The sequence below is a fragment of the Caldicellulosiruptoraceae bacterium PP1 genome (assembly GCA_041320695.1).
GTDB lineage: Bacteria > Bacillota > Thermoanaerobacteria > Caldicellulosiruptorales > Caldicellulosiruptoraceae > JBGGOQ01.
In genome coordinates this window covers 22729-45420 of the sequence record JBGGOQ010000009.1, presented here as the reverse complement: position 1 = coordinate 45420, position 22692 = coordinate 22729, and the positions used below count along the sequence as shown (strand labels likewise).

The 22692-nt window shown below is 31.6% G+C and carries 18 protein-coding genes; 15 read left to right on the top strand and 3 right to left on the bottom strand.

The window, feature by feature from the left end; all coding sequences use genetic code 11:
• The first annotated feature begins 53 nt into the window (after window positions 1-53).
• The 9 genes from ACAG39_10230 (at window position 54) to ACAG39_10190 (ending at window position 8904) form a co-directional block, all read left to right on the top strand.
• Window positions 54-962, top strand: a complete 909-nt coding sequence (locus tag ACAG39_10230) for a glycosidase (GenBank protein MEZ0537608.1) — start codon at window positions 54-56, stop codon at window positions 960-962.
• A gap of 12 nt (window positions 963-974) precedes the next feature.
• On the top strand, window positions 975-1868 hold the full coding sequence (locus ACAG39_10225; protein MEZ0537607.1) for a glycosidase: 894 nt from the start codon (window positions 975-977) through the stop codon (window positions 1866-1868).
• 23 nt (window positions 1869-1891) lie between these two features.
• Window positions 1892-2902 carry a LacI family DNA-binding transcriptional regulator gene (locus ACAG39_10220; GenBank protein ID MEZ0537606.1) on the top strand — a complete coding sequence of 337 codons (1011 nt, stop codon included), beginning with the start codon at window positions 1892-1894 and terminating at the stop codon, window positions 2900-2902.
• Between the two features lie 209 nt (window positions 2903-3111).
• Window positions 3112-4869, top strand: coding sequence for an ABC transporter substrate-binding protein (locus ACAG39_10215; protein ID MEZ0537605.1), 1758 nt, complete (start codon window positions 3112-3114; stop codon window positions 4867-4869).
• A 22-nt stretch (window positions 4870-4891) separates the two neighbouring features.
• On the top strand, window positions 4892-5878 hold the full coding sequence (locus tag ACAG39_10210; protein ID MEZ0537604.1) for an ABC transporter permease: 987 nt from the start codon (window positions 4892-4894) through the stop codon (window positions 5876-5878).
• 1 nt (window position 5879) lies between these two features.
• Window positions 5880-6755, top strand: a complete 876-nt coding sequence (locus ACAG39_10205; GenBank protein MEZ0537603.1) for an ABC transporter permease — start codon at window positions 5880-5882, stop codon at window positions 6753-6755.
• Between the two features lies 1 nt (window position 6756).
• Complete coding sequence (locus ACAG39_10200) at window positions 6757-7716, top strand: ABC transporter ATP-binding protein (GenBank protein MEZ0537602.1); 960 nt, start codon at window positions 6757-6759, stop codon at window positions 7714-7716.
• Window positions 7717-7734: 18 nt separating this feature from the next.
• On the top strand, window positions 7735-8718 hold the full coding sequence (locus ACAG39_10195; protein MEZ0537601.1) for an ABC transporter ATP-binding protein: 984 nt from the start codon (window positions 7735-7737) through the stop codon (window positions 8716-8718).
• Window positions 8719-8733: 15 nt separating this feature from the next.
• A complete protein-coding gene (locus ACAG39_10190; GenBank protein ID MEZ0537600.1) occupies window positions 8734-8904 on the top strand; it encodes a hypothetical protein in 171 nt (56 codons plus the stop codon).
• A 51-nt stretch (window positions 8905-8955) separates the two neighbouring features.
• On the opposite strand, the gene ACAG39_10185 is transcribed toward ACAG39_10190, so the two are convergent.
• Window positions 8956-11289 carry a glycoside hydrolase family 3 N-terminal domain-containing protein gene (locus ACAG39_10185; protein MEZ0537599.1) on the bottom strand — a complete coding sequence of 778 codons (2334 nt, stop codon included), beginning with the start codon at window positions 11287-11289 and terminating at the stop codon, window positions 8956-8958.
• Window positions 11290-11506: 217 nt separating this feature from the next.
• Between ACAG39_10185 and ACAG39_10180 the strand changes: the two genes are divergently transcribed.
• Window positions 11507-12493 (top strand): LacI family DNA-binding transcriptional regulator, encoded by a 987-nt coding sequence (locus tag ACAG39_10180; GenBank protein ID MEZ0537598.1) that lies wholly within the window; start codon window positions 11507-11509, stop codon window positions 12491-12493.
• Here ACAG39_10180 and ACAG39_10175 read toward each other — a convergent pair.
• On the bottom strand, window positions 12490-13401 hold the full coding sequence (locus tag ACAG39_10175; GenBank protein MEZ0537597.1) for an AraC family transcriptional regulator: 912 nt from the start codon (window positions 13399-13401) through the stop codon (window positions 12490-12492). The genes ACAG39_10180 and ACAG39_10175 overlap by 4 nt on opposite strands.
• 157 nt (window positions 13402-13558) lie before the next feature.
• Between ACAG39_10175 and ACAG39_10170 the strand changes: the two genes are divergently transcribed.
• Complete coding sequence (locus tag ACAG39_10170) at window positions 13559-16030, top strand: glycoside hydrolase family 2 protein (GenBank protein ID MEZ0537596.1); 2472 nt, start codon at window positions 13559-13561, stop codon at window positions 16028-16030.
• A 241-nt stretch (window positions 16031-16271) separates the two neighbouring features.
• Here ACAG39_10170 and ACAG39_10165 read toward each other — a convergent pair whose 3' ends face one another.
• The gene (locus ACAG39_10165; GenBank protein MEZ0537595.1) at window positions 16272-17033 is read right to left on the bottom strand and encodes a sugar phosphate isomerase/epimerase family protein; all 762 of its coding nucleotides are present in this window, start codon (window positions 17031-17033) and stop codon (window positions 16272-16274) included.
• Window positions 17034-17205: 172 nt separating this feature from the next.
• Between ACAG39_10165 and ACAG39_10160 the strand changes: the two genes are divergently transcribed.
• The 4 genes from ACAG39_10160 to ACAG39_10145 all read left to right on the top strand — a co-directional run bounded on the left by ACAG39_10160 (window position 17206) and on the right by ACAG39_10145 (window position 22627).
• Entirely contained in the window at window positions 17206-18321 is a 1116-nt protein-coding gene (locus ACAG39_10160; protein MEZ0537594.1) for a uroporphyrinogen decarboxylase family protein, read from the top strand.
• Window positions 18322-18599: 278 nt separating this feature from the next.
• Window positions 18600-19613 (top strand): LacI family DNA-binding transcriptional regulator, encoded by a 1014-nt coding sequence (locus tag ACAG39_10155; protein MEZ0537593.1) that lies wholly within the window; start codon window positions 18600-18602, stop codon window positions 19611-19613.
• A 22-nt stretch (window positions 19614-19635) separates the two neighbouring features.
• A complete protein-coding gene (locus tag ACAG39_10150) occupies window positions 19636-21105 on the top strand; it encodes a glycoside hydrolase family 30 beta sandwich domain-containing protein (GenBank protein ID MEZ0537592.1) in 1470 nt (489 codons plus the stop codon).
• A gap of 91 nt (window positions 21106-21196) precedes the next feature.
• Window positions 21197-22627: an ABC transporter substrate-binding protein gene (locus ACAG39_10145; protein MEZ0537591.1), complete on the top strand. Its 1431-nt coding sequence runs from the start codon at window positions 21197-21199 to the stop codon at window positions 22625-22627.
• Window positions 22628-22692 lie beyond the last annotated feature (65 nt).

Below are 22692 nucleotides of genomic sequence, written 5' to 3'. Positions count from 1 at the left end.
TCAAATTATCCACGATAGAGAATATATTTATTAACTTCATGAGGTGAGATAATTTGATTAAACTTGAAAGATTAACTAATGAGCCAATACTTGAAGCAAAAAACCTCAACAACTGGGAAAAGGCTGCAGTATTTAATGCAGGTGTTATTTATCATCAAGGGTACGTTCATTTATTTTACAGAGCCTCAGATAATGGATTTGTCTTAGATACTGAAGAACCAATGGAGGAATACAAATTTACATCTTCAATTGGATATGCAAAAAGTAAAGATGGTATTAATTTTGAAAGATTTGATAAACCATTGCTTGTTGGAGATATGGAACAGGAAAATTGGGGACTTGAGGATCCGCGAATAACATATATAAATGATACATTTTATATGTTATATACAGGATTTGGAGGCCGAAGTTGGTTAGACATCAGAATAATGTTAAGGGAATCCAAAGATCTTATAAACTGGAGCGAAGGTCGAGTTTTACTTGACGAGCCTAACAAAGACGCCGCTTTACATCCGGAGTTAGTAAATGGAAAGTATATGCTTTTTCACAGACGTCCACCTTCAATATGGATATGTTTTTCAGATGATTTAAAGAATTGGTATGACCACAACATTATTATGGAACCCAGGGAAGGGAAATGGGATTCTAAGAAAATTGGGATTGCAGGCCCGCCAGTACTTGTAAATGATGGATGGCTACTTATCTACCATGGTGTAGATGAAAAAAACACATATAGATTAGGGGCTGCATTATTGGATAAAAATAACCCATCAAAGGTGATTGCACGCCAAGATGAGCCAATTATTGAGCCAGAACTCTTGTGGGAAAAAGAAGGTCTTGTTCCTAATGTAATTTTTAGTTGTGGGCAATGTGTTATTAATGATACATTATATGTTTATTATGGGGCATGTGATACATGCATAGGTGTAGCTGCAATTGAGGTTGATAAAATCAAATTTTAAGGAGGAAAATCTATGATTAAACTTACAAGAATAAGCGAAAAACCGATATTAGAACCAAAGAAAGAAGATGCATGGCAAAGTTCTGCTGTTTTTAATGCTGCGGTAATTTATCATAGAGGGCTTTTTCACGTTCTTTACAGAGCTACAGACTTACCACCGCATGCAAGATATGGTAGATATATTTCTAAAATAGGCTATGCTGTGTCAGCAGATGGTCTGAACTTTTTCAGATTTGACAGACCTGTAATGGAGGCAGTATGTGACCAAGAAAGAAGGGGTATTGAAGATCCAAGAATTACTCAAATAGATGATACATTTTATATGACGTATACAGGTTTTGGGGATAGATTTGATGGGGATTATAGGATAATGATAGCAAAATCAAAAAATTTAATTACATGGGATAGAATTGGTGTTGCACTTGATGAGCCTAATAAAGATGCAGCATTGTTTCCTAATAAGATTGATGGTAGATATGTGTTGTTTCATAGAAGATACCCTAACATGTGGTTAGCTTTTTCAGAGGATATGTTGAAGTGGGATGACCATGTGGAACTTGTAAGAACAAGACCAAATACTTGGGAAAGTGCAAGAGTAGGTGTCGCAGGACCTCCAATTGAGACAAAAGACGGATTTGTGGTTATTTATCATGCTGCTGATGAAAAAAATGTTTACAGATTGGGGATTCTACTACTTGACAAAAACAATCCAACAAAGATTTTATCAAGACAAAGTGAACCCATTTTAGAACCAGAACTTGATTGGGAGATAAACGGATACATTAATAACGTTGTATTTAGTTGTGGGCAAGCAGAGGTAGGAGATGAGATCTGGGTATATTATGGTGGTGCTGATACAGTAATAGGTGTTGCAAAGGTTAGTAAAAAAGATTTAAAATTTGATTAAAAAGTATTAAGGGAGTTTTTTCTATGAAGTATAAAAAAAAGAAGGTTACATTAGATGATATTGCAAGGGAATTAAACATATCTAAAAATGCTGTATCAATAGCATTATCTAATAAACCAGGTGTATCAGAAAAAACAAGAGAAATGATAATAAACAAAGCGTATGAAATGGGTTATAAAGTAAAACAGAAACAAGAGAGAGGCTATATTGGCCTCCTCGTTTCTAATATTGTTCTAAATGATCCACATTTCTTTAGCACACTTTTATATTCAATTGAAAATTCAATCAGAATTGAAGGCTATGATTTTACCCTTTTCTGCTATAGTGATCAGAATCAAGAATATCTTGAACAATTTTTAAACCAAGACAATTTAAAAGGTCTTATTATTCTTTCCAAAATGGAAGAAGACGTTATTGAAAAAATTGCATTATATGAAATACCCATAGTATTAGTTGACCATAGGGTAGATAACAGAAACATTGATACAATAAACACTGATAATATAAATTCAACCCGTATGGCTATAAGATATCTAATTAAAAAAGGATATAACGAGATTGGATTTATTGGAGATATTAGTTGTTCGCCAAGCTATAAGGAAAGATGGCAGGGCTTTTTACAAGCATATGAAGAGTCAAATCTTAAAGTTAATTTAGATTTTTGTAAAGTTGATGGATTTAAAGATTTTACTAAAAATCCAGAACCAGAAATTATTGAATTTATTAAAAACCTAAAAAATCTACCTCAAGCATTTTTCTGTGTAAGTGATTTATCCACATTATTAACAGCAAATTTTATAAAAGAATTAGGATATCAGATCCCTAAGGACATTGGCATTTTAGGATTTGATGATACTGAAATGATAAGATACTTTAAACCATCCCTTTCAATGATTCATATTGACAGAACATATTATGGTAAAAGAGCGGTAAAGAGGCTTATTGAAAAAATAAATAATCCTGATGACCCAACAGAAGATATAAGAATATCTTGTAGAATTAATTTTAGAAAATCATTAAACATATCAAAATAATAAAGTTACAAATAACTTTAAAAATAAATAAAAATAAATTGACACATTTTTAAATATATATTATAATTTAAGTAGTTACAGCAAAAGTAACATATTTTACTTATTAAATAATCTCATTTTTGTTGAGATTATTTAAAACAAAAAATTATTTTTTGGAGGGAGTTAATGTGAGTAAATTTACAAAAAGATTGGTTGTTGTTATTGCAATTGTGTCCTTATTATTTTCAAGTTTAGGTGTTGCATTTGCATCCACTGCTAAGGTTTCGGAGATTAAACTTGCTACAGATTGGCCTTATCCATTCCATGGCAATCCATTTGGAGCAGGGGCAGTTGGTGGAGCTTGGTGGTTTGCTTTTGAGCCTTTCTCTTATTACATTCCACAAACAGGTGAATACATTCCAAGACTTGCTGAATCATGGAAAATTGAAAAAGGTAAAGTTACAATTACTTTAAGAAAAAATGCTAAGTGGAGTGACGGTAAACAATTTACAGCTCAAGACGTTGTATCTTCAATAGCATTTATCCAAGCAATGTGGCAATGGCCATATGAGATTGAGACAGTTAAGGCTATAAATAACAATACAGTTGAATTTACCTTATGGAAGGATGCTCCTCAATCATTTGTTCATACTATTCTTACAGATGCAGCAATGGGGTCATTAGCACCAAGTCATATATATTCAAAATGGTTAAAACAGGCTCAAGAGGTTGCTAATTTAGGTAAACAAATATTCTATACACAACAAGCAGGCAAAACTGTTGATGATAAAACAAAGAAAGATTATGATTCAAAATCAAATGCTTTGAGAAAACAGATTAATGATTTTCAACCATACAAACAGTTAAAGAAGATGGTTGTTGTTGGGTCATTTGAGCCTACAAAGATATCACAATCAGAAATGGTTTTAACATTAAACAAGTATTATTGGAATGCTTCAAAAGCAAATATCAAAAGAATAGTATTCAGAAGATGGTCATCAAATGAATTTGTTTGGGCATCACTCATTTCAGGAGAGGTAGACGCAGCACATCCTTCAATGCCAAAAGATGTTGTAGATCAATTACAACTTCTAAATCCAAAGTTAAAGATAAAAACAGTTTCAGATCTTTCAGAGATAGCATTGGTGTTTAACTTCAAAAAAGATACTTTTAAAGACATTAACCTAAGAAAAGCAATAGCATTTTTAGTAGATAAAGCAAAGGTTAGAGATGTATCTGTATGGCAGGCATTCAATGCTGACAATTACTTTACTGGTATCTTAAGAAGTATGGAAAGTAGCTGGGTTACAGCTGATACTACAAAAAAGATGACTCAATATAAAACAAATGCAAAAACAGCTGAAAGCATATTGACAAAGGCTGGTTACACAAAGAAAGGAAATCAGTGGTACTATCCAAATGGCAAACCAGTTCAATTTACACTTTCAGTTTATGGCCCACATAATGACTGGGTTCTTGCAGCAAGAGAATTAACTCAACAACTAAATAACTTTGGTTTCAAAGTAGAAATGAAGTTAATACCAGAAGGTATGAGAGACCAAGTTATGAAAGGCGGAGACTATGAGTGTGCAATAGAATTTGGCTCAGCTTGGTGGGGATATGCAAATCCTTACACAGGATACCAAAGACTATATCAAGCAGATGTTGCTAATATTACAGGATTCCCTGCAAAAGTAAAATATGATACACCATGGGGTAAATTATCTCCATTTGATTTAACTGAAGAGTTAAGAGATGTTGCAAATAATCAACAAAAAGCAATAGCAGTTGTTCAAAAACTTGCGTATATCACAAATGAATATTTACCAGTTGTTCCTCTATTTGAAAAAATACTACCAATTTATTATTCAGAATCAAGAATAACTGGTTGGCCATCTAAAACTGATGCTATTTGGTCACTTGCACCAGGTGGAATTGAAAGAGTATATAATTATTTAATTACCGAAGGAAAGTTAAAGAGTAAATAAGTCAAAAACCGGAGGGTAAAAAGTGAAATATATATTAAATAAAGTTGTTTATCTTGCTTTGGTTTTACTTTTGGCCTTAAGCGGGGTGTTTATAATGGTAAACAAGATGCCAGGCGACCCCGCTTACGGCCTGGCTGTTTCAATATCCCAACAAAGAAATATGGAGATTGACAAAGCACTTGAAATTGCTCATCAAATGATGGGTATTAATCCTAATGAATCATTAATTACAAGATATATTAGATTCACAACAAATTTACTTAAAGGTAATTTTGGATATTCGACATACTATCAAGCAAGTGTGAATGAAATTATAGCAAAAGCTCTACCCTGGACATTGTTTGTTATATCGTTAGCTACATTTATAAGTTTTTTTGTTGGAATTTATTTAGGTGCTTTTTCAGCTCAAAAAAGAGGGAAAATTATTGATATTGTAATATCAGCAGTTTCAAGTATTATTCAAGCAATTCCTCCATTTGTTTTAGCTGTTTTAATATTGTTTGTAGGTGCAGTTCAGTTAAAAATTATTCCATTGGGTGGAGCTTATCCAATAGATGTAGAACCATCTTTTTCAATTAATTTCATAATAAAGGTTTTACATCATGCAATAGGGCCTTTACTTGCAACTGCAATACCACAAATAGCTGCATGGACTCTTGCTATGAGAGGTAATACTTCACAGGTTATGGAAGAAGATTTCATTAGATTCGCTCAAATTAGAGGGCTTAAAGATTCTACAATAGCAAATAAGTATATAAAGAATAATGCCATGCTCCCATTAGTTGCAAGTTTAGCTATAACTATTGGATATATGTTAGGTGGACACACCTTAGTTGAGGCAATATTTAATTATCCAGGAATAGGATTCTATTTTGGAAAAGCTATTGCTTTTAGAGATTTCGGGTTACTTACTGGGTTATTTTCATTAATTGTTATAGGTGTTATTATCACCACCTTCATAGCAGAACTATTATACGCAATGATTGATCCAAGGGTGAGGTTAAAATAAAATGAAGAATAAAAGTGGATTTTTTTATAATGTTATAAAACCATTGACTTCAAATAAAAAAGCGTTAATCGGCTTGATAATTACACTTTTTTTTATTTTAATGGCAACAATAGGGCCATTGATAATAAAGTTAGATATGAATTCAGATTTTGCAAACAGATATCAAAAGCCTTCACTAAAGCATTTATTTGGTACTGATTATTTTGGTATTGATATTTTTGCTCAAATAGTTCATGGTTCAAGGTCGGTAATCAGCCTTACATTACTTGCAAGTTTTTTTGCTGTTACAATTGGAACAGTTATAGGAATATTAAAAGGTTACTTAGAAGGATTCTTAGGAAAAGTAGTTGATGCATTTATTACAGTATTTTTGGTAATACCATCTTTTCCTGCCTTACTGATACTTGCAGCAATTTTCTCTAATACAAAGCTAAATGCAGTTGAAGTTGCTCTAATAGTTGCAACATGGCTATGGGCTCCACTTGCAAAACAGGTATCGGCACAGGTTTTATCAATAAAATCAAAGGAATTTATTGAAAGCTCCAAAATGCTAAATATGGGACTTAGATATATCCTTTTTAGTGATATATTGCCTCTTATAATGCCATACATATTTGTGAATTTTATTACACAACTTAAAGGAGCAATGGAATTTACAATTGGGCTTATGTTTTTGGGACTTGCAAAGTTTGATTCAACACATTGGGGAATAATGCTAAATTACTCATTATATCAAGCTGGTGCACTATATACACCAAAAGGCTTTCATTATCCATTCTTTATAATACTCAATATAGTACTACTTATTTATGGCGGTATTTTACTTGCTCAAGGAATTGAAGAAGTATTTAATCCAAAATTGCGAGGGCATGAATGACATGAAAGAGTTATTAAAAATTGAGAATTTAAAAGCTTTGTACCTAGTTCGTGAAGGAACAATAAAAGCAACAGAAAATGTTTCATTCACTATACAAGAAAATAGTGTAACAGCTATTGTTGGAGAAAGTGCTTCAGGGAAAAGTACTGTTATTGAAGCAATTACAAGAACTTTGCCACCAAATGGACGTGTTGTATCAGGCAAGGTGCTTTATAAAGGTAAAGATATACTAACAATGACAAACGAAGAATTGAGAAAGATTAGATGGTCAGAGATTGCACTTGTTCCTCAAGCTGCTCAGCAATCATTAAATCCAACAATGAAGATAATAGACCATTTTCGGGATACAATAAAAGCACATGGCTTGAAGTGGACAAATCAAGAGTTATATGATAAAGCAGCAGAAAAGATAAAATTAGTAAGACTTGACCCACAGACAATACTTAATGCTTATCCAATGCAGTTATCTGGTGGTATGAAGCAAAGGGTATTAATTGCTCTTTCTCTTTTGTTAGACCCAAAGGTACTTATATTAGATGAACCTACATCAGCACTTGATGTTTTAACACAGGCACATATTATTCAGCTATTAAAGGATTTAAAAAAGCAGCTTAATATAACTCTAATATTTGTTACACATGATATAGCAGTTGCTGCAGAGCTTGCAGATAATATATTTGTTATATATGGTGGATGCATGGTTGAATGCTCACCTGTTATGTCAATATTTAAAGCACCAAAGCATCCTTATACAAATGGTCTTGTTAATTCAATAATGTCAATTACATCAGATGTTGATAAGATAAAAAGTATCCCTGGCGATCCACCAAGCCTACTAAATCCACCAAGTGGATGCAGATTTCATCCAAGATGCCAGTATACTAACCAAAAATGCAAAATGGAGATACCATCAATGATTGATGTTGAAGGTTCTAAAGTAGCATGCTTTTATTATGAGTAGGCAAGGGGGGAAAGTAAAATGGGAAACACAGTATTAGAGCTTAAAAATGTAAATAAGGTATTCTCACAGGGTAGAATAAAAAAGACTTATAAACTTGCATTAGATGGGATAAATCTCAAGATAGGTAAAGGTGATAGGCTGGTAATTATTGGGGAAAGTGGTATGGGAAAAACCACTTTGGCTCGTATATTATCAAATTTAGAGACGCCAACAAATGGTGAGATTTTATGGTATGATAAACCAATCAAAAGCTTATCAAGATCACAATATAAAGATTTAAGAGTAAAAATACAGTATGTTCATCAGGACCCTTATGCATCGCTCCATCCCAGCAAAAGTATATTTAAAATAATTTCTGACCCTTTACAAAAGGCACAAGGTTTGAAGGGAGATGAGCTTTATAAAAAAACCAAGAGTCTTTTAGAAACTGTAGGACTGACACCTGCAGAGTATTTCTTTAATAAATACCCACACCATCTATCTGGTGGAGGAAGGCAAAGACTTGCAATAGCAAGAGCTTTAACTGTAAACCCAGAAATTATTATTGCTGATGAACCAATAAGTATGATAGATATGTCATTAAGAGCATCAATTATTAAACTTTTGAAGGACTTGAATGACAAGCTAAATATAACTATAATATTAATACTCCATGATATTGGTGCTGCAAGGTATTTTACCGCTGAAAAGGGAAATATAGCAGTTCTGTATGGTGGTAAAATTGTAGAGTTTTGTTCAAGTAATGATATTATATCAAAGCCTCTACACCCTTATACAAAGGTGTTAATAAATTCAAGCCCTATTCCAGATCCTGAGATTTCAAGGAATAGAGAAATACCAAAGCTTAAATCTTATGATGCTCCAAAAAGAACTCCTGATGATAAAAAATGTCCTTTTATACATGCATGTTTATATTCTGATAATAGATGTAATATATCACCAGAACTTATAGAAAAGTCAAAAGGACATTTTGTGGCTTGCCATAGAGTGGATGAAATTTAATGGGTGAATATAAAAATGAAAATTAAATCAGTTTTTTTATCTGCTATTTCATCTGTAGTAGTGTTTTCGGGTATATGGTTAATATGGTTTAGAAAAGGGATTGCAGAAACAATTATTGTTATTATTTCGTTAATACTATCATTATTAACACTATTACTTCTTTATATAAGTGAAAAAAAGAAATAAAAAAGGGGATTTCTACTTTCTTAGAAATCCCCTTTTTAGTGTACTTTGAGACTATTTACTAAACATATGCTTTATATCATCAACATATGTTTTTTCACCAACTAAATTGATTTCCTCTTCAAAATGTATATCTTGTGATGAAGAGCCAACCATTATTTTAGCTATACCTGGATGAAATACCTTTTTCATATTTTCATCTAAAAATACAAATTGGTCAGCAAAAAGCTCAAATTCAACATCAACTGTTTGATGTGCTTTTATAAATACCTTTTTAAATCCTTTCAGTTGTTTTACAGGCTTTGCAATTATACTTCTGACATTTTGAATATAAACTTGCACAGTTTCATATCCATCAATATCAGATGTATTTGTAACCTTTAGCTTTATCTTAATGCTTTGATTTGGGCGTAGGTATTTTGGAGTTATTTCAAAGTCAGAATACTCAAATGTTGAGTAAGAAAGTCCATATCCAAACGGATATAGTGGTTTTACAGAAACCTCAACATAATCACCATGCCAATTTGACCTTCCACCTGATGGTTTTACTGAGTAGAACATTGGTACTTGCCCTACTGTTCTTGGGAATGTTATTGAAAGCTTACCACTTGGATTTACATTACCCAATATTATATCTGCAATTGCATCTGCACCTTTTTCGCCCGGTAGCCAGCCTTCAACAATTGCAGGAATAAATTTCTCTACTGAATCAATTGAAATAGGCCTTCCGTTTATCAATACTAAAACAATATTTTTATTTACATTATATATTTCTTTAACCAAGTCCTCTTGAACACCAGGTAAATTTAAAAATGCCCTATCTCTTGATTCACCTGAAGTGCAGTCTGGCATCAAGCCTGCTTTATCACCAACGCAGAGTATCACAACATCACTTTCTTTTGCTAAATTGATAGCTTCTTCAAAACCTTCTTTTGATTCACCCAAAACATCGCAACCTTTTGCATATTTTACTTCTACATCAGGTTGAACTTTTTCAGAAATAGCTTTATACATTGTCTGAATTGTATCCATTACTTGCTCAACCTCAATTGCATCAGGGACAACCGTTCCTAATGTTGTGTTTGCATGTAGTAGAGTTTCTATATGGCAAGGATATGAATAATCACCTATCATATTTCTTGGTTCATTTGCATTTGGACCAATTACTGCAATCTTTTTATAATTATTTTTTAATGGTAAAAAGTTATTTTGGTTTTTAAGAAGAACTATGCTTTCTTTAGCAACATCATATACTATTTGCTTAAATTCTGGTACATCAAAATATTTCTTTGTTTCATCAGTATTAATGAATGGATTTTCAAAAAGACCAAGCATAAATTTAAGTCTAAGAATTCTTCTAATTGCTCTATCAAGATACTCTTCTTTTAGTGTTCCATATTTAACCAAATCAACAAGCTTTAATGTATAACTTTCTATTGTTGGGAGTTCAATATCAACACCAGATTCAAGTGCAATTTTGCCAGCTTCATCTCTATCTTTAGCAATTTTGTGATATTCACAAAGCATTCTAATACCAAAATAGTCAGAAACAACAATACCATCAAATCCCCATTCATCTCTTAAAACCTTATTTAGTAAATATTCATGAGCATGGAGAGGAATACTATCATTTTCATGATATGCAGCCATGATAGATAAAAGGCCAGCTTCTTTAACACCTGCTTCAAATGGGAATAAATAAACCTCTCTTAATTCTCTTTCTGGAATATGCGATGGTGCCCAGTTCATACCACCTTCAGTCATACCATAGCCGACAAAGTGTTTACCTGTTGCTACTATTCCATCTTTTATATTGTCGCCTTGTAGTCCCTTAATATAAGCTATTCCCATGCTTGCAACAAGATATGGGTCTTCACCAAAAGTTTCTTCAACTCTACCCCATCTTGCATCCCTTGTAACATCTAATAGAGGTGCTAACGCTTGATGAGCTCCTACTGCTTTCATTTGAGACTTTATTACATTTCCCATTTTATAAACAGCATCTGGGTTCCAGGAACAAGATACACCAATTGCTTGTGGGAATACATCTCCCCCTTTACCCATAAAACCACTACAAGCTTCTTCGTGTATTATTGCAGGTATTCCAAGCCTTGTGTTGTTAACAAGAAAATCTTGAATTTGATTTGCAAGTTTTGCTACAACTTCTGGACTTGCATTTGTAGCTCCTGCAAGACGTGTAATCTGACCAATACCATACTTTAAGCGTTCATTTGCTTTTTGGTGACTGAACTCTTTGTTTTCCATAACCTCAAAAGACCAAACACTTGTAAGCTGCATTACTTTTTCTTCTAATGTCATTTGGGAAAGAAGTATTTCAACCTTTTCTTCTATTGATAGATCCTTGTTGTGAATAAAACTTTTATCCATAAATAAACTCCCCTTTAAATAAAATACTATATAATAAAATCATATGTAAGCGTTTACAAAACATAATGAAAATATTCAATTCAAATATAAAATATTTAAAAATATTTGTCAACAAAATAATTAGTTAATTTAATTGAAATTCTAATTGGCAATTTTCATACTTTATATGATATTATTATATTGTTAAATTTCAAAAAAATAAACAGAGGTAGGTAAGATGGCATCAATAGAAGATGTAGCAAGAGAAGCAAAGGTATCTATAGCAACAGTATCACGTGTTTTAAATAATCCAGAGATTGTTAGTGAAAAAACAAAAAAGCTTGTATTAGATGCTATTGATAAGTTAAATTATACACCAAATATGTTAGCAAGAAACCTTGCATCAAGGAAAACAAATACAATAGCAGTAATATCCCAAGAGATTGCTGGACCATTCTTTGGAGAGTTATCATTAAGAATAAATGAAGCAGCTATAAAGAGTGGCTATGGGGTGTTATTTTGCAATAGTTCGAAGGAGTTCGATTATGTTAGATTTTTGATTGGGAAAGTTGATGGGGTTTTGATTGTAGGGTATGCACATGTTGATAACAAGCACCTGAAAATGTTAATAAGCCAAAATATCCCTACAATACTTATACAATCAAGCAAAAAGCTAAAATCAATTCCTACAATTAATATAGATAACTTTAATGGTGCGTATAAAGCAACATCATACCTTATACAAAAAGGCTGCAAAAAAATTATACATATACACGGGCCTAAAAATCATTTTGAGGCAATTGAAAGATTTGAAGGTTTTAAAAAAGCCTTAGAAGATAATAGTATACCTTTTAATAAGAATATGGTGATATATGGAAATTTTATGATGCAACCAGCATATGAAAACTGCTTAAAAACATTAAAAAAATATGATGTAGATGGTATATTTGCATCATCAGATCTTATGGCTTATGCTGCAATTTTGGCAGCTAAGGATTTAGGGATAAATGTTCCTGATAAATTAAAGGTAATTGGCTTTGATGATATTGAATATTATAGTCTTAATATTGCCAATGTTCCATCATTGACAACAATTAGACAACCCCTTGATATTATTGCAATTACTGCTGTTAATTTGATGAAGGATATGTTAGATGGTAAAAAGGTTTTAAACCAACATATTGTTCTTCCTGCTGATTTAATTGTAAGAAAATCTGCCGATTAAGTTTTTTCCTTCTCAGCTTTTGATTTGATCCTAAATTCTTTTGGGGAGATATTATAGTATCTATTGAAAACCCTCACAAAATAACTTAATGAATTAAAACCTGTTTTATCAGCTATGTCTTTAATAGGCATATTTGTGCTTATAAGCAGGTTTTTCGCTTCCTCTAATCTAGTTAAATTTAGTTTTTCTTTGAATGTCATTGAATAATAACTTTGCATAATTCGACTTAGTTGCCTTTGTGTAACACCAATCATTTCGGCAAGTTCTTTTGCTGAAATATTTTTATCAAAATTTCTAAAAAAATCGTCAACAACACGCCTTCTTGCATCATTTAATATTTTCTGTGGGATATGATATGACGATTTTTTATTACTTGAGAAGCATCTAACAGCATTAATTATTATTTGTGTAAGAAGGCTTTTTATATATGTATAATATCCTATAAGGTTGTTTTCAAATTCAAAAAAGATATTTTCAAATAAAGAAATTGATGAAAATTCATCAATTCCAAACCAAAAACTTGTGTTTTTTAATGTTTCAAATATTGTATTAATTTCATTTGGAATTTCAGGCTCGTTTTTCTTATAGTAGCTTTTAGAAAGCTTAATTTCAAAATTAATACAGAATTCACTCATTGGATTTTTATCATCTGCAATCTGTTCATGATAGACATTTGGACCAGTTAAATAAAATGTGCCAGGTTCAATTTTATATTGATTATTAAAAACTTTTAAAATTCCATTGCCAGATGGTATAAAATGCAATTCATATCCACTATGAAAATGGTTTTTATACCCCCACGTAGGTCTTGGAGCCTCGTAAGAGATTAAAAGTATGTTTATTATTATATTTCCTAAAGATATTTTTATATCCACATTATCATAATAACAACATTGTTTCTTGTCCATATAAACACCTCGTTTAAATTTTTAGACATTTTTTAAAAACAAAGTCTTAATAGTCTATTTAATATAATCAATAATATTATATAATCAACTTAATAAAATGTATATTAGTAGCGTTAAAATTTAAATTATTACTTTTAAAAAGGAGATGCTTATACCAATGGTTATTAACTTAAACGGAACATGGCAGATGAGAAATATAAGTCAAGCTGAATGGTTAGAGGCAAAAGTGCCTGGTTCAGTTTATAATGATTTATTAAATTCAGGGAAGATGGAGGATCCTTTCTATCGTGACAATGAAGACATAGCTTTAAAATTATGTGACTTTGATTATGAATATAAAAGGGAATTTACAGTTGAAAATAGTCTTCTTCAATGTGATAAAGTGTTATTGGTATGTAAAGGTATTGATACGTTATCAACAATAATTCTAAATGGCAACACCATTGCTCAAACAAATAATATGCATAGGACTTATGAATTTGATGTAAAAGGTTATTTAGTTGAAGGCCAAAACAAAATACAAATTATACTTCATTCACCAACTAAATTTATGCAAAAGAAACACAAAGAAGACCCACTTTGGGGTGCTGGAGATTGCATACCCGGATTTCCTCATTTAAGAAAGGCTCATTGCATGTCCGGTTGGGATTGGGGCCCCAAGTTGCCCGACCTCGGTATATGGAGAGACATATACATTATTGGCTACAACCATGGAAGATTAACTGATGTATATATTACCCAGCACCATAATAATGGAGAAGTAAATTTAGATGTTAGAGTATCTTATGAATCATTCAAAGCATGTTGTTCTAATGATAATGTATTTGACATTGAAGTAGTTGTAACATACCCAAGTGGAGAAAAAAAAACTTATGAATGTAATGAAGCACTACAAACCACACACATAAGTATTGATATTGAAAAACCAGAGCTTTGGTGGCCTAATGGATATGGTAGCCAACCTCTTTACAATGTTGAGGTTATACTAAAATATAAAGGGGAAAAGGTTGATACAAATAGCCTTAATATAGGACTTAGAACATTAACTGTCAAAAGAGAAAAAGATGAATGGGGAGAATCTTTTGAAATAAACGTAAATGGAATATCAATCTTTGCAATGGGTGCAGATTATATTCCAGAGGATAATATACTTGCAAGATGCAACAAGGAGCGTACAGAAAGGCTTATTAAAGACTGTGTTAAGGCAAACTTTAATATGCTTCGTGTCTGGGGTGGAGGATATTATCCTGATGATTATTTCTTTGATTTGTGTGATAGATATGGTATCATTGTTTGGCAGGATTTAATGTTTGCTTGTGCTGTTTATAGAATGACTGAAGAATTTACTGAAAACATAGTTCAAGAAGCCATAGACAATGTTAAAAGAATTAGACATCATGCTTCTTTAGGATTATGGTGTGGTAATAACGAAATGGAAGTAGGTTGGGCTGATTGGCCTTTCCCAAAAACTGCAGATTTAAGAACAGACTATATTAAGCAGTTTGAAATAATATTGCCAGATGTTGTTAAGAAATATGATCCAAATACATTTTATTGGAAATCTTCACCTTCTTCTGGTGGTGGCTTTGACAAGCCGAATGACGAAAACAGAGGGGATGTTCATTATTGGGATGTATGGCATGGATTAAAACCATTTACTGATTACAGAAATTATTATTTCAGATTTGTATCTGAATTTGGATTCCAATCATTCCCAAGTTTGAAGACAATAGAAACATTTACTTTACCTGAAGATAGAAATATATTCTCCTATGTAATGGAGAAACACCAAAAAAATGGTTCTGCTAATGGTAAAATACTATATTATCTATCTCAAAACTTTAAATACCCAAAAGATTTTGATTCACTTTTATATACATCACAGATTTTACAAGCAGAAGCTATAAAATATGGTGTTGAACACTGGAGAAGAAATAGAGGAAGATGCATGGGTGCAATCTATTGGCAGTTAAATGACTGCTGGCCTGTTGCTTCATGGGCAAGTATTGATTACTATGGTAGATGGAAAGCACTACATTACTTTGCAAAGAGATTCTTTAGTCCTATATTAGCATCTGCGTTAGATCATGATAACAAAATTGACTTATATGTCACAAATGATACCTTGCAAAATTTCACAGGTAAACTATCATGGTCATTAAGGACACAAGATTCTAAGATTATTGAGAGCTCAGAAAAGGAAATTGAAATATCCCCACTTACAGCAAAATGCTTTGTAAATCTTGACTTCAGTAAATATCTACAACCAAGCCAAGATAAGAGAAAATTATATTTTGAATATAAACTTGAAGATAATGGTAAAGTTATAAGCTCTGGAACAATTTTATTTACTGTAGCAAAACATTATGAATTCTTAGATCCAAAACTTAGTGTTGATGTTGTTGAAAAAGATAATTGCTTTGAGTTTGTAATATCAGCTCAGAATTATGCAAAATATGTTGAGCTAATGCTTACCAACCTTGATTGTGTCTTTGATGACAACTACTTTGATATAGTAGGTGGAACTAAAAAGGTTGTATGTGTAGATAAGAGTGAACTACCTCAAGGAATTACAACAGATGAACTAAAGAAACAGGTTAAGATAAGAAGTATTTATGATATTGCTTAAATATAATAAAAAATAACAAAAACCTTCTTCTTGGGAAGTAAATAATAGAAAAACCAAGAGGAAGGTTTTCTGTTTTTAATTTAATGATAGAAGAATAATAAAGAAGAATTTCAATCGAATAAATAGAAAATATGGTTGGCGAATATAGGTAGAAAATGGTTTTTATAATCTATATATTTAATATGTAAATAGAAATTCTTGTAGTAAGATTATCATATAAAATATAAATTATTGTAGTGTTTTATAAAAAAATATTTAAAACATTGAAAGCATTTTCATAATCGGTTTCTGCAACTAACCTCGCTTCGATACTTATTCTTTTATCATATCCAATTTCATTTAATACAGCAAAGAAATCTTTATAATTATCTTCATCTATATTTTTAGGATAGAACCTACCATTGCTATTTGCTATATGCACATGAAATAGCTTGTTTGAAACCTTTTTCAAAACATTGAAATCTTCATTTTCAACCCTCATGTGATAGAAATCTGCTAATACTCCTACATTTGCGAGGTTACATTTCTCAACATATTCAAGTTCTTCTTCAACTGTATTTAATATATTGCATTCATTATTATTCAAGTTTTCAATTGCTATTTTAATATTAAACTTAGCTGAAAAATCACCTATAAATTTTAAAAAATCTATAATCTGTTGTTTTGCAATCTCTCGTGAAAATCTATCAGGTACTCTTCTTGCACCACCGCTTCCAAAAACAATAATTTGTGCTCCAAGAAGATATGCTCTTGGAATTGCTTTAGCTATGTATATTTTTATATTATCCCAATCAACATTTGGTCCTACAATATTATATCTTCTAATACAACTATTAAAAACTTCAGCTTTTATAGGATTTCTTTGACAAGCTTTATAAAGATTTAAAAACTCATCATCACTTAAATCAGCTATTTCTTGCAACCCCAGCTCTATATAGCTATAACCTAATTGGCTTAGAAAAACTGCATTTTCAAAATTAGAAATGCATACACCAAACTTCATAACATTCATCTCCAATATAATTATATAAATATAATACAATATATTTATTTAACTTAATTAAAAAATAATTACTAAAAATTATTATTTTTATAGATATATTAAAAACAATCTTTATATTTTAAATAAAAAATAATAAGATTTAATTTGTACAAGATAAAAAGGAGGAAATAACGTGACAAATTCAATTATTTCTAAAAGGTTAAGTAATTTATCTCTAAGAGAACGCTTTAGTAGAACAATGCATTTTCAGTATGTAGACAAGATACCTAATTTCGAATTTGGTTATTGGGACGAAACACTACCTACATGGCATAAACAGGGCTTACCTACTTATGTTGATAATGAAGCAAAAGCTTATGAATATTTTGGAATAGAAAACTATTATTCTGTTCCTATTAATTTTGAACTAGATCCATCTTTTGAATACACTGTTCTTAGTGAAAATAATAATCATCTAATTATTATTGACAATGAAGGTGTTAAATGTGAGATTAGAAAAGATGGGAAAAGTACCATACCTCATTATCTTGAATATCCCATAAAAAATAAGGCTGACTGGGAATCATTTAAAGAAAGGCTAATACCAGACATACAAAAAAGATACCCACCTAATTGGCCTGAACTTGTGAATGAATACAACAATAGGGATTATCCACTTGGTATTTACTGTGGCAGTATTGTAGGGAAAATAAGAGATTGGATGGGTTTTGAGAACTTTGCTTTAGCTTTATATGATATGCCAGACTTGATTGATGAAATGGTAGAATATTTAACAGAATTCACAATCACCTTGATGGAGAAGGCATTGATGGATATTGAGTTTGATTTTGCAGGTGGATGGGAAGATATAGCCTTTAACAATGGGCCGATAATTTCACCAACAATGTTTAAAGAAATACTTCTACCTCGCTATAAAAGAATTGCTAAAGTTTTAAATAAACATGGTGTGGATATAATCTGGACTGACTGCGATGGGGATATAAAACCTATTGTTGAAATGTGGCTTGAAGCAGGGTATAAATGCATGTTTCCGGTTGAAGTTCATGCAGGTACAGATCCTGTTTTACTTAGAAAGATGTATGGTGATAGAATACTATTTATGGGTGGAGTTAACAAAATGAAGTTGAAAGGAACAAAACAAGAGATTTTGGAAGAGCTAAAAAGACTTGAACCAATAATTAACGAAGGTGGTTTTATACCACATATAGATCATAGATGTCCGCCCGATGTTCCATTAGAAAATTATATATACTACTTAGAAAATAAAAAAGCATTACTTGGATTTTAAATATTATTAAAAAGGCAGCATGAAAATATTATGCTGTCTTTTGTGTATTGTTAAACAAAATAAATAATGAAATGGGTTGCAGTGTTTTTATTAGAAAATGTAAATTGTTCTTATGTTATATATTTAACAATAAATACTTAAAAACTTTAACTAAAAATTATGCATAAAAAATAATAAAAATAAACATAAAAAAATTGTTGACAATATAACAAAACATATTTATAATTAAAAGTGAAAGGGATTTCAATTTTAGTAATGAAAATTAAAGAGGATGTAGCATGAAAAAGGTTACAATTTATGATATTGCTAAAGAGGCTAACGTATCAATAACTATGGTGTCAAGGGTTCTCAATAAGAGTGGCCCGGTTAAAAAAGAAAAGGAAGAAAGGATACTTGAGGTTATAAAAAAATATAACTATGTTCCAAATGCCTTGGCAAGAGGTCTTATCAAAAAAGAGACAAAACTTATTGGCGTTATTATGCCAGATATTAGTAATCCATTCTTTTTGCAAATATATCTCGAAATTGAAAAAAAGGCTCATGAACATGGATATAACGTTATTTTATGCAATTCTATGAGCAGCTTTGAAGTGGAATCGAGATATCTAAGGTCGCTGATAGAAAAACAAGTAGATGGTATTGTATTTATAGGTGGTAGAATTACCACATATAACATTGAGAAAAAACATATAGATGAACTTAAAGATATTAATAATCACATTCCAATCATAACTATTAACGGTATTTACAATGAAGTTGGGACTGTCAATATTCAAACAGATGAGAATGATGGTATGAAACAGCTAATTAGATTTATTTGCAAAAGAGGTTATAGAAAAATTGGACTGATATTAGGTGTTAAAAATAATAATGCAACTGAAACTAAGTTGCAATATTTCAAGAAATACATAGAAGAATTTGGTCTATCAACAAAAGATGAATGGATATATTATGGTGATTTTACTGTAAAAAGTGGAATGGCAGGTGCACAATACTTTATAGATTTGGATGATAGACCTTCGGTGATAATGTGTGTAAATGATATTGTTGCAATGGGTGCTATTAGACACTTTAGTGAAAAGGGTTTCAAAATACCTAATGACATAGCAATAACAGGCTTTGATGACATTGGAGTTTCAGAGCTTATAGTACCAAATCTTACAACAGTAAACCAAAACTATAAAAAGATTGGGAAAGCTGTCGTAGATTCAATAGCTAATATTGATAAGATTGTACCGGGAACAAGCATCACGATTAACACTAAATTAGTTATTCGTGAATCTTGTAGATAATTAAAAAGTTGGTGGTGAAATAATGAGAAATGGCAGGATTAACTTCATTGTAGTTTTTATTCTTTCTTTATTACTTTTATTTAGCTGGTCATTAAAATCTTTTGCAACAAATCAAGTCAAAAAAGGTGGGATAAAAGTGGAAAATACTCAAGCTTCGACAGTTGAACTATGGCTTTCAACTGTTGACCAAAAGAATTTGCTTAAAAAACAAGATCTAAGTAAAGCACAGGATATCTATGCAAGTGTTTCTTATTCTGTTAACATTGACACAAATAAAAAGTATCAGATTATGGATGGATTTGGAGCTTCTCTTACAGACGCATCAGCTTATCTAATCTATAACAAGCTTACACCCGAAAAAAGAAATGAAGTGATGAAAAAGCTTTTTGACAGAAAGGAAGGCATTGGTATTAGTTTTTTAAGACAGCCAATGGGTGCAAGCGACTTTACAACAAAGATATACAGCTATGATGACATGCCAGAAGGGCAAACTGATCATGGATTAAAACACTTTTCAATAGACCATGATAAGAAATACATAATCCCTCTTATAAAACAAGCCATGAAGCTAAATAAAGACCTTAAGATAATGGCAACACCATGGAGCCCACCAGGCTGGATGAAAACATCTGACAATATGATTGGTGGGAGTCTTTGGCAGGATTGCTATCAAGATTTTGCTGATTATTTTGTAAAATTTATAAAGGCTTACGAAAAAGAGGGCATTCCAATATATGCAATTTCACCTCAAAACGAACCTTTATATGTTCCGAGTGAATATCCAGGTATGAAAATGACAGCAGAAGAACAAGCCGACTTTATAAAGAATTACCTTGGACCAGCATTCAAAAAGAATAATATTAAAACTAAAATTTTAATTTATGACCACAATTGGGATAATACAACTTATGCAAGCTATATACTAAGTGATCCAGAGGTTGCAAAATATGTAGATGGTTCAGCTTGGCACTGTTATGGTGGAAAGCATGAGGCAATGACTTATATTCATAACTTGTTCCCAAATAAAGAGATATGGTTTACAGAGGCATCAGGTGGTGAATGGGTTCCACCATTCTTCAATGCATTTATGGATCAAATGATGCACGTAATAAGGTCAACAAGGAATTGGGCTAAATCAGTTGTATGGTGGAATATGGCACTTGATGAGAACAATGGGCCGACTGTTCTTTCACACAGTACTTGTAGAGGTGTTCTAAAAATAAATCAAAAAGATGGTTCAGTTATTTACAATTTAGATTACTATACTATGGGACATATAAGTAAATTTGTTGTTCCTGGTGCTTATAGAATAGAATCAAGTAATTATACTGATAAACTTGAAACAGTTGCATTCCAAAATCCAGATAAATCTGTTGTATTAATTATGTCAAATAGAACTAATGATAATAAAAAAGTAAATATAAAACTTGGAACAAAAACATTAACTTATATCTTACCAGCTTATGCTGCCGCAACAGTGGTGTGGCATTAAATAAAAAGTATCCCATTAGGGAGGTGAATATATAAATCTTTTTTAATCTTTATTTCATTAAAATAAATTAATTTAAAGGGAGGATATTTTTATGAGAAAAATGAAAAAACTTATAGCTGTCTTGTTGATTGTTTCATTTGTTTTATCATTCGGCATAGGACTAAATGCATTTGCAGCAAGTAACTCAAATAAAGCTACAGTATATCTTGCTGTTGCGAACTGGGATGTAAAGGATAAAACAGCATTAATAAAATTATTTAACAAGGCTTATCCTAATATTGTTGTAAAATTCTTGACTTATGACGGCAATGTAAATGATTTTTTAACTGCTAAAGTATCTTCAAAGGCACAACTTCCTGATATTGTAATATCATGGGAAAGCTTAACATACCCTGTTTCACAAGGTTGGGTATACCCACTTGATGAATTTTTACAAAAAGATAATGAAGCAAAATATATACCAAAGAGTATTCTTGATTCATTTAAGTATGGCGGAAAAACATATGCAGTTCCAGTATGGTTACAATTTAACACATTTGTTGTTAACCTTGATTTATTAGAAGAGCTAAACTTAGATGCACCAAAATACAACTGGACTGTGGACGAATTCAAAAAATTAGCAAAAAGTGCTACTACAGACGAATATTCTGGCATCAATCACTTATGGGAATTCGATACTACAATGGCTGGTGTTTTAAATAAGAATACTGCTCAATGGAGTTTTGATCCATCTAAACATAAATTTAATTTAAGAACAGGTGGTTGGGCAGCTGCAATAAAACTTCAGAAAGAGCTTAAAGCAGTTCCTGGCCTTGTATCAGATGACTTAAAGAATGATGCATTAAGAAAACAAGGTAAAGAAGATGATTACCAAAAGAAATTTGGTAAAGATGCAGATGCTCTAAGAGAAGGCAAAGTATTAATGGGATTCCATGGAACATGGGATTATGGTTGGCTAAAAACACTTAAATATAAATTTGACATGTACCCAATGCCAAACGATCCAAAGATTGGTTACAGACAACCAGTACATGCTGACTATGCATTTATGTTAGCAACAGCTAAATATCCAAAAGAAGCTTTCCAACTATTAAAATGGTTGTCATATGGTACACAAGGTATATCAGCAAGACTTCAATATTTAGGTTCTAAGAAAGATGCTAAGGGTAAACCAGCACCAGAATGGTTTGTTCCTGCATCATCATCACCAGGAGTTATTAAAGCATTTGATAAATTAAGCTATGTTCCAGGTGGAATTAAATATATGCTTAAGAACCTTGACAAAACATTTAAGTGCGACTTCTACAAAACAGAACCAGGTTGGGATAAAGCAGTTTGGGAAGTTATTTTCCCTGCAAATGAACAAATAAGACAAGGCAAAGCTGATCCAGCAGCTATTGCAGCACAAATTGAGGCAAAAGCTAATAAGGCTTTACAACTTGGTTGGGATGACTTTAATAAGAAATTAAAAGAAGCAGAAAAGAAATTTGCTGAAATAAGAAAACAAGTTTCTGGTAATTAAAACTAAACAGGGGTGGATTTCGTATCCACCCTTATTTAAAATCTAATCACCACAATAGTTACGAT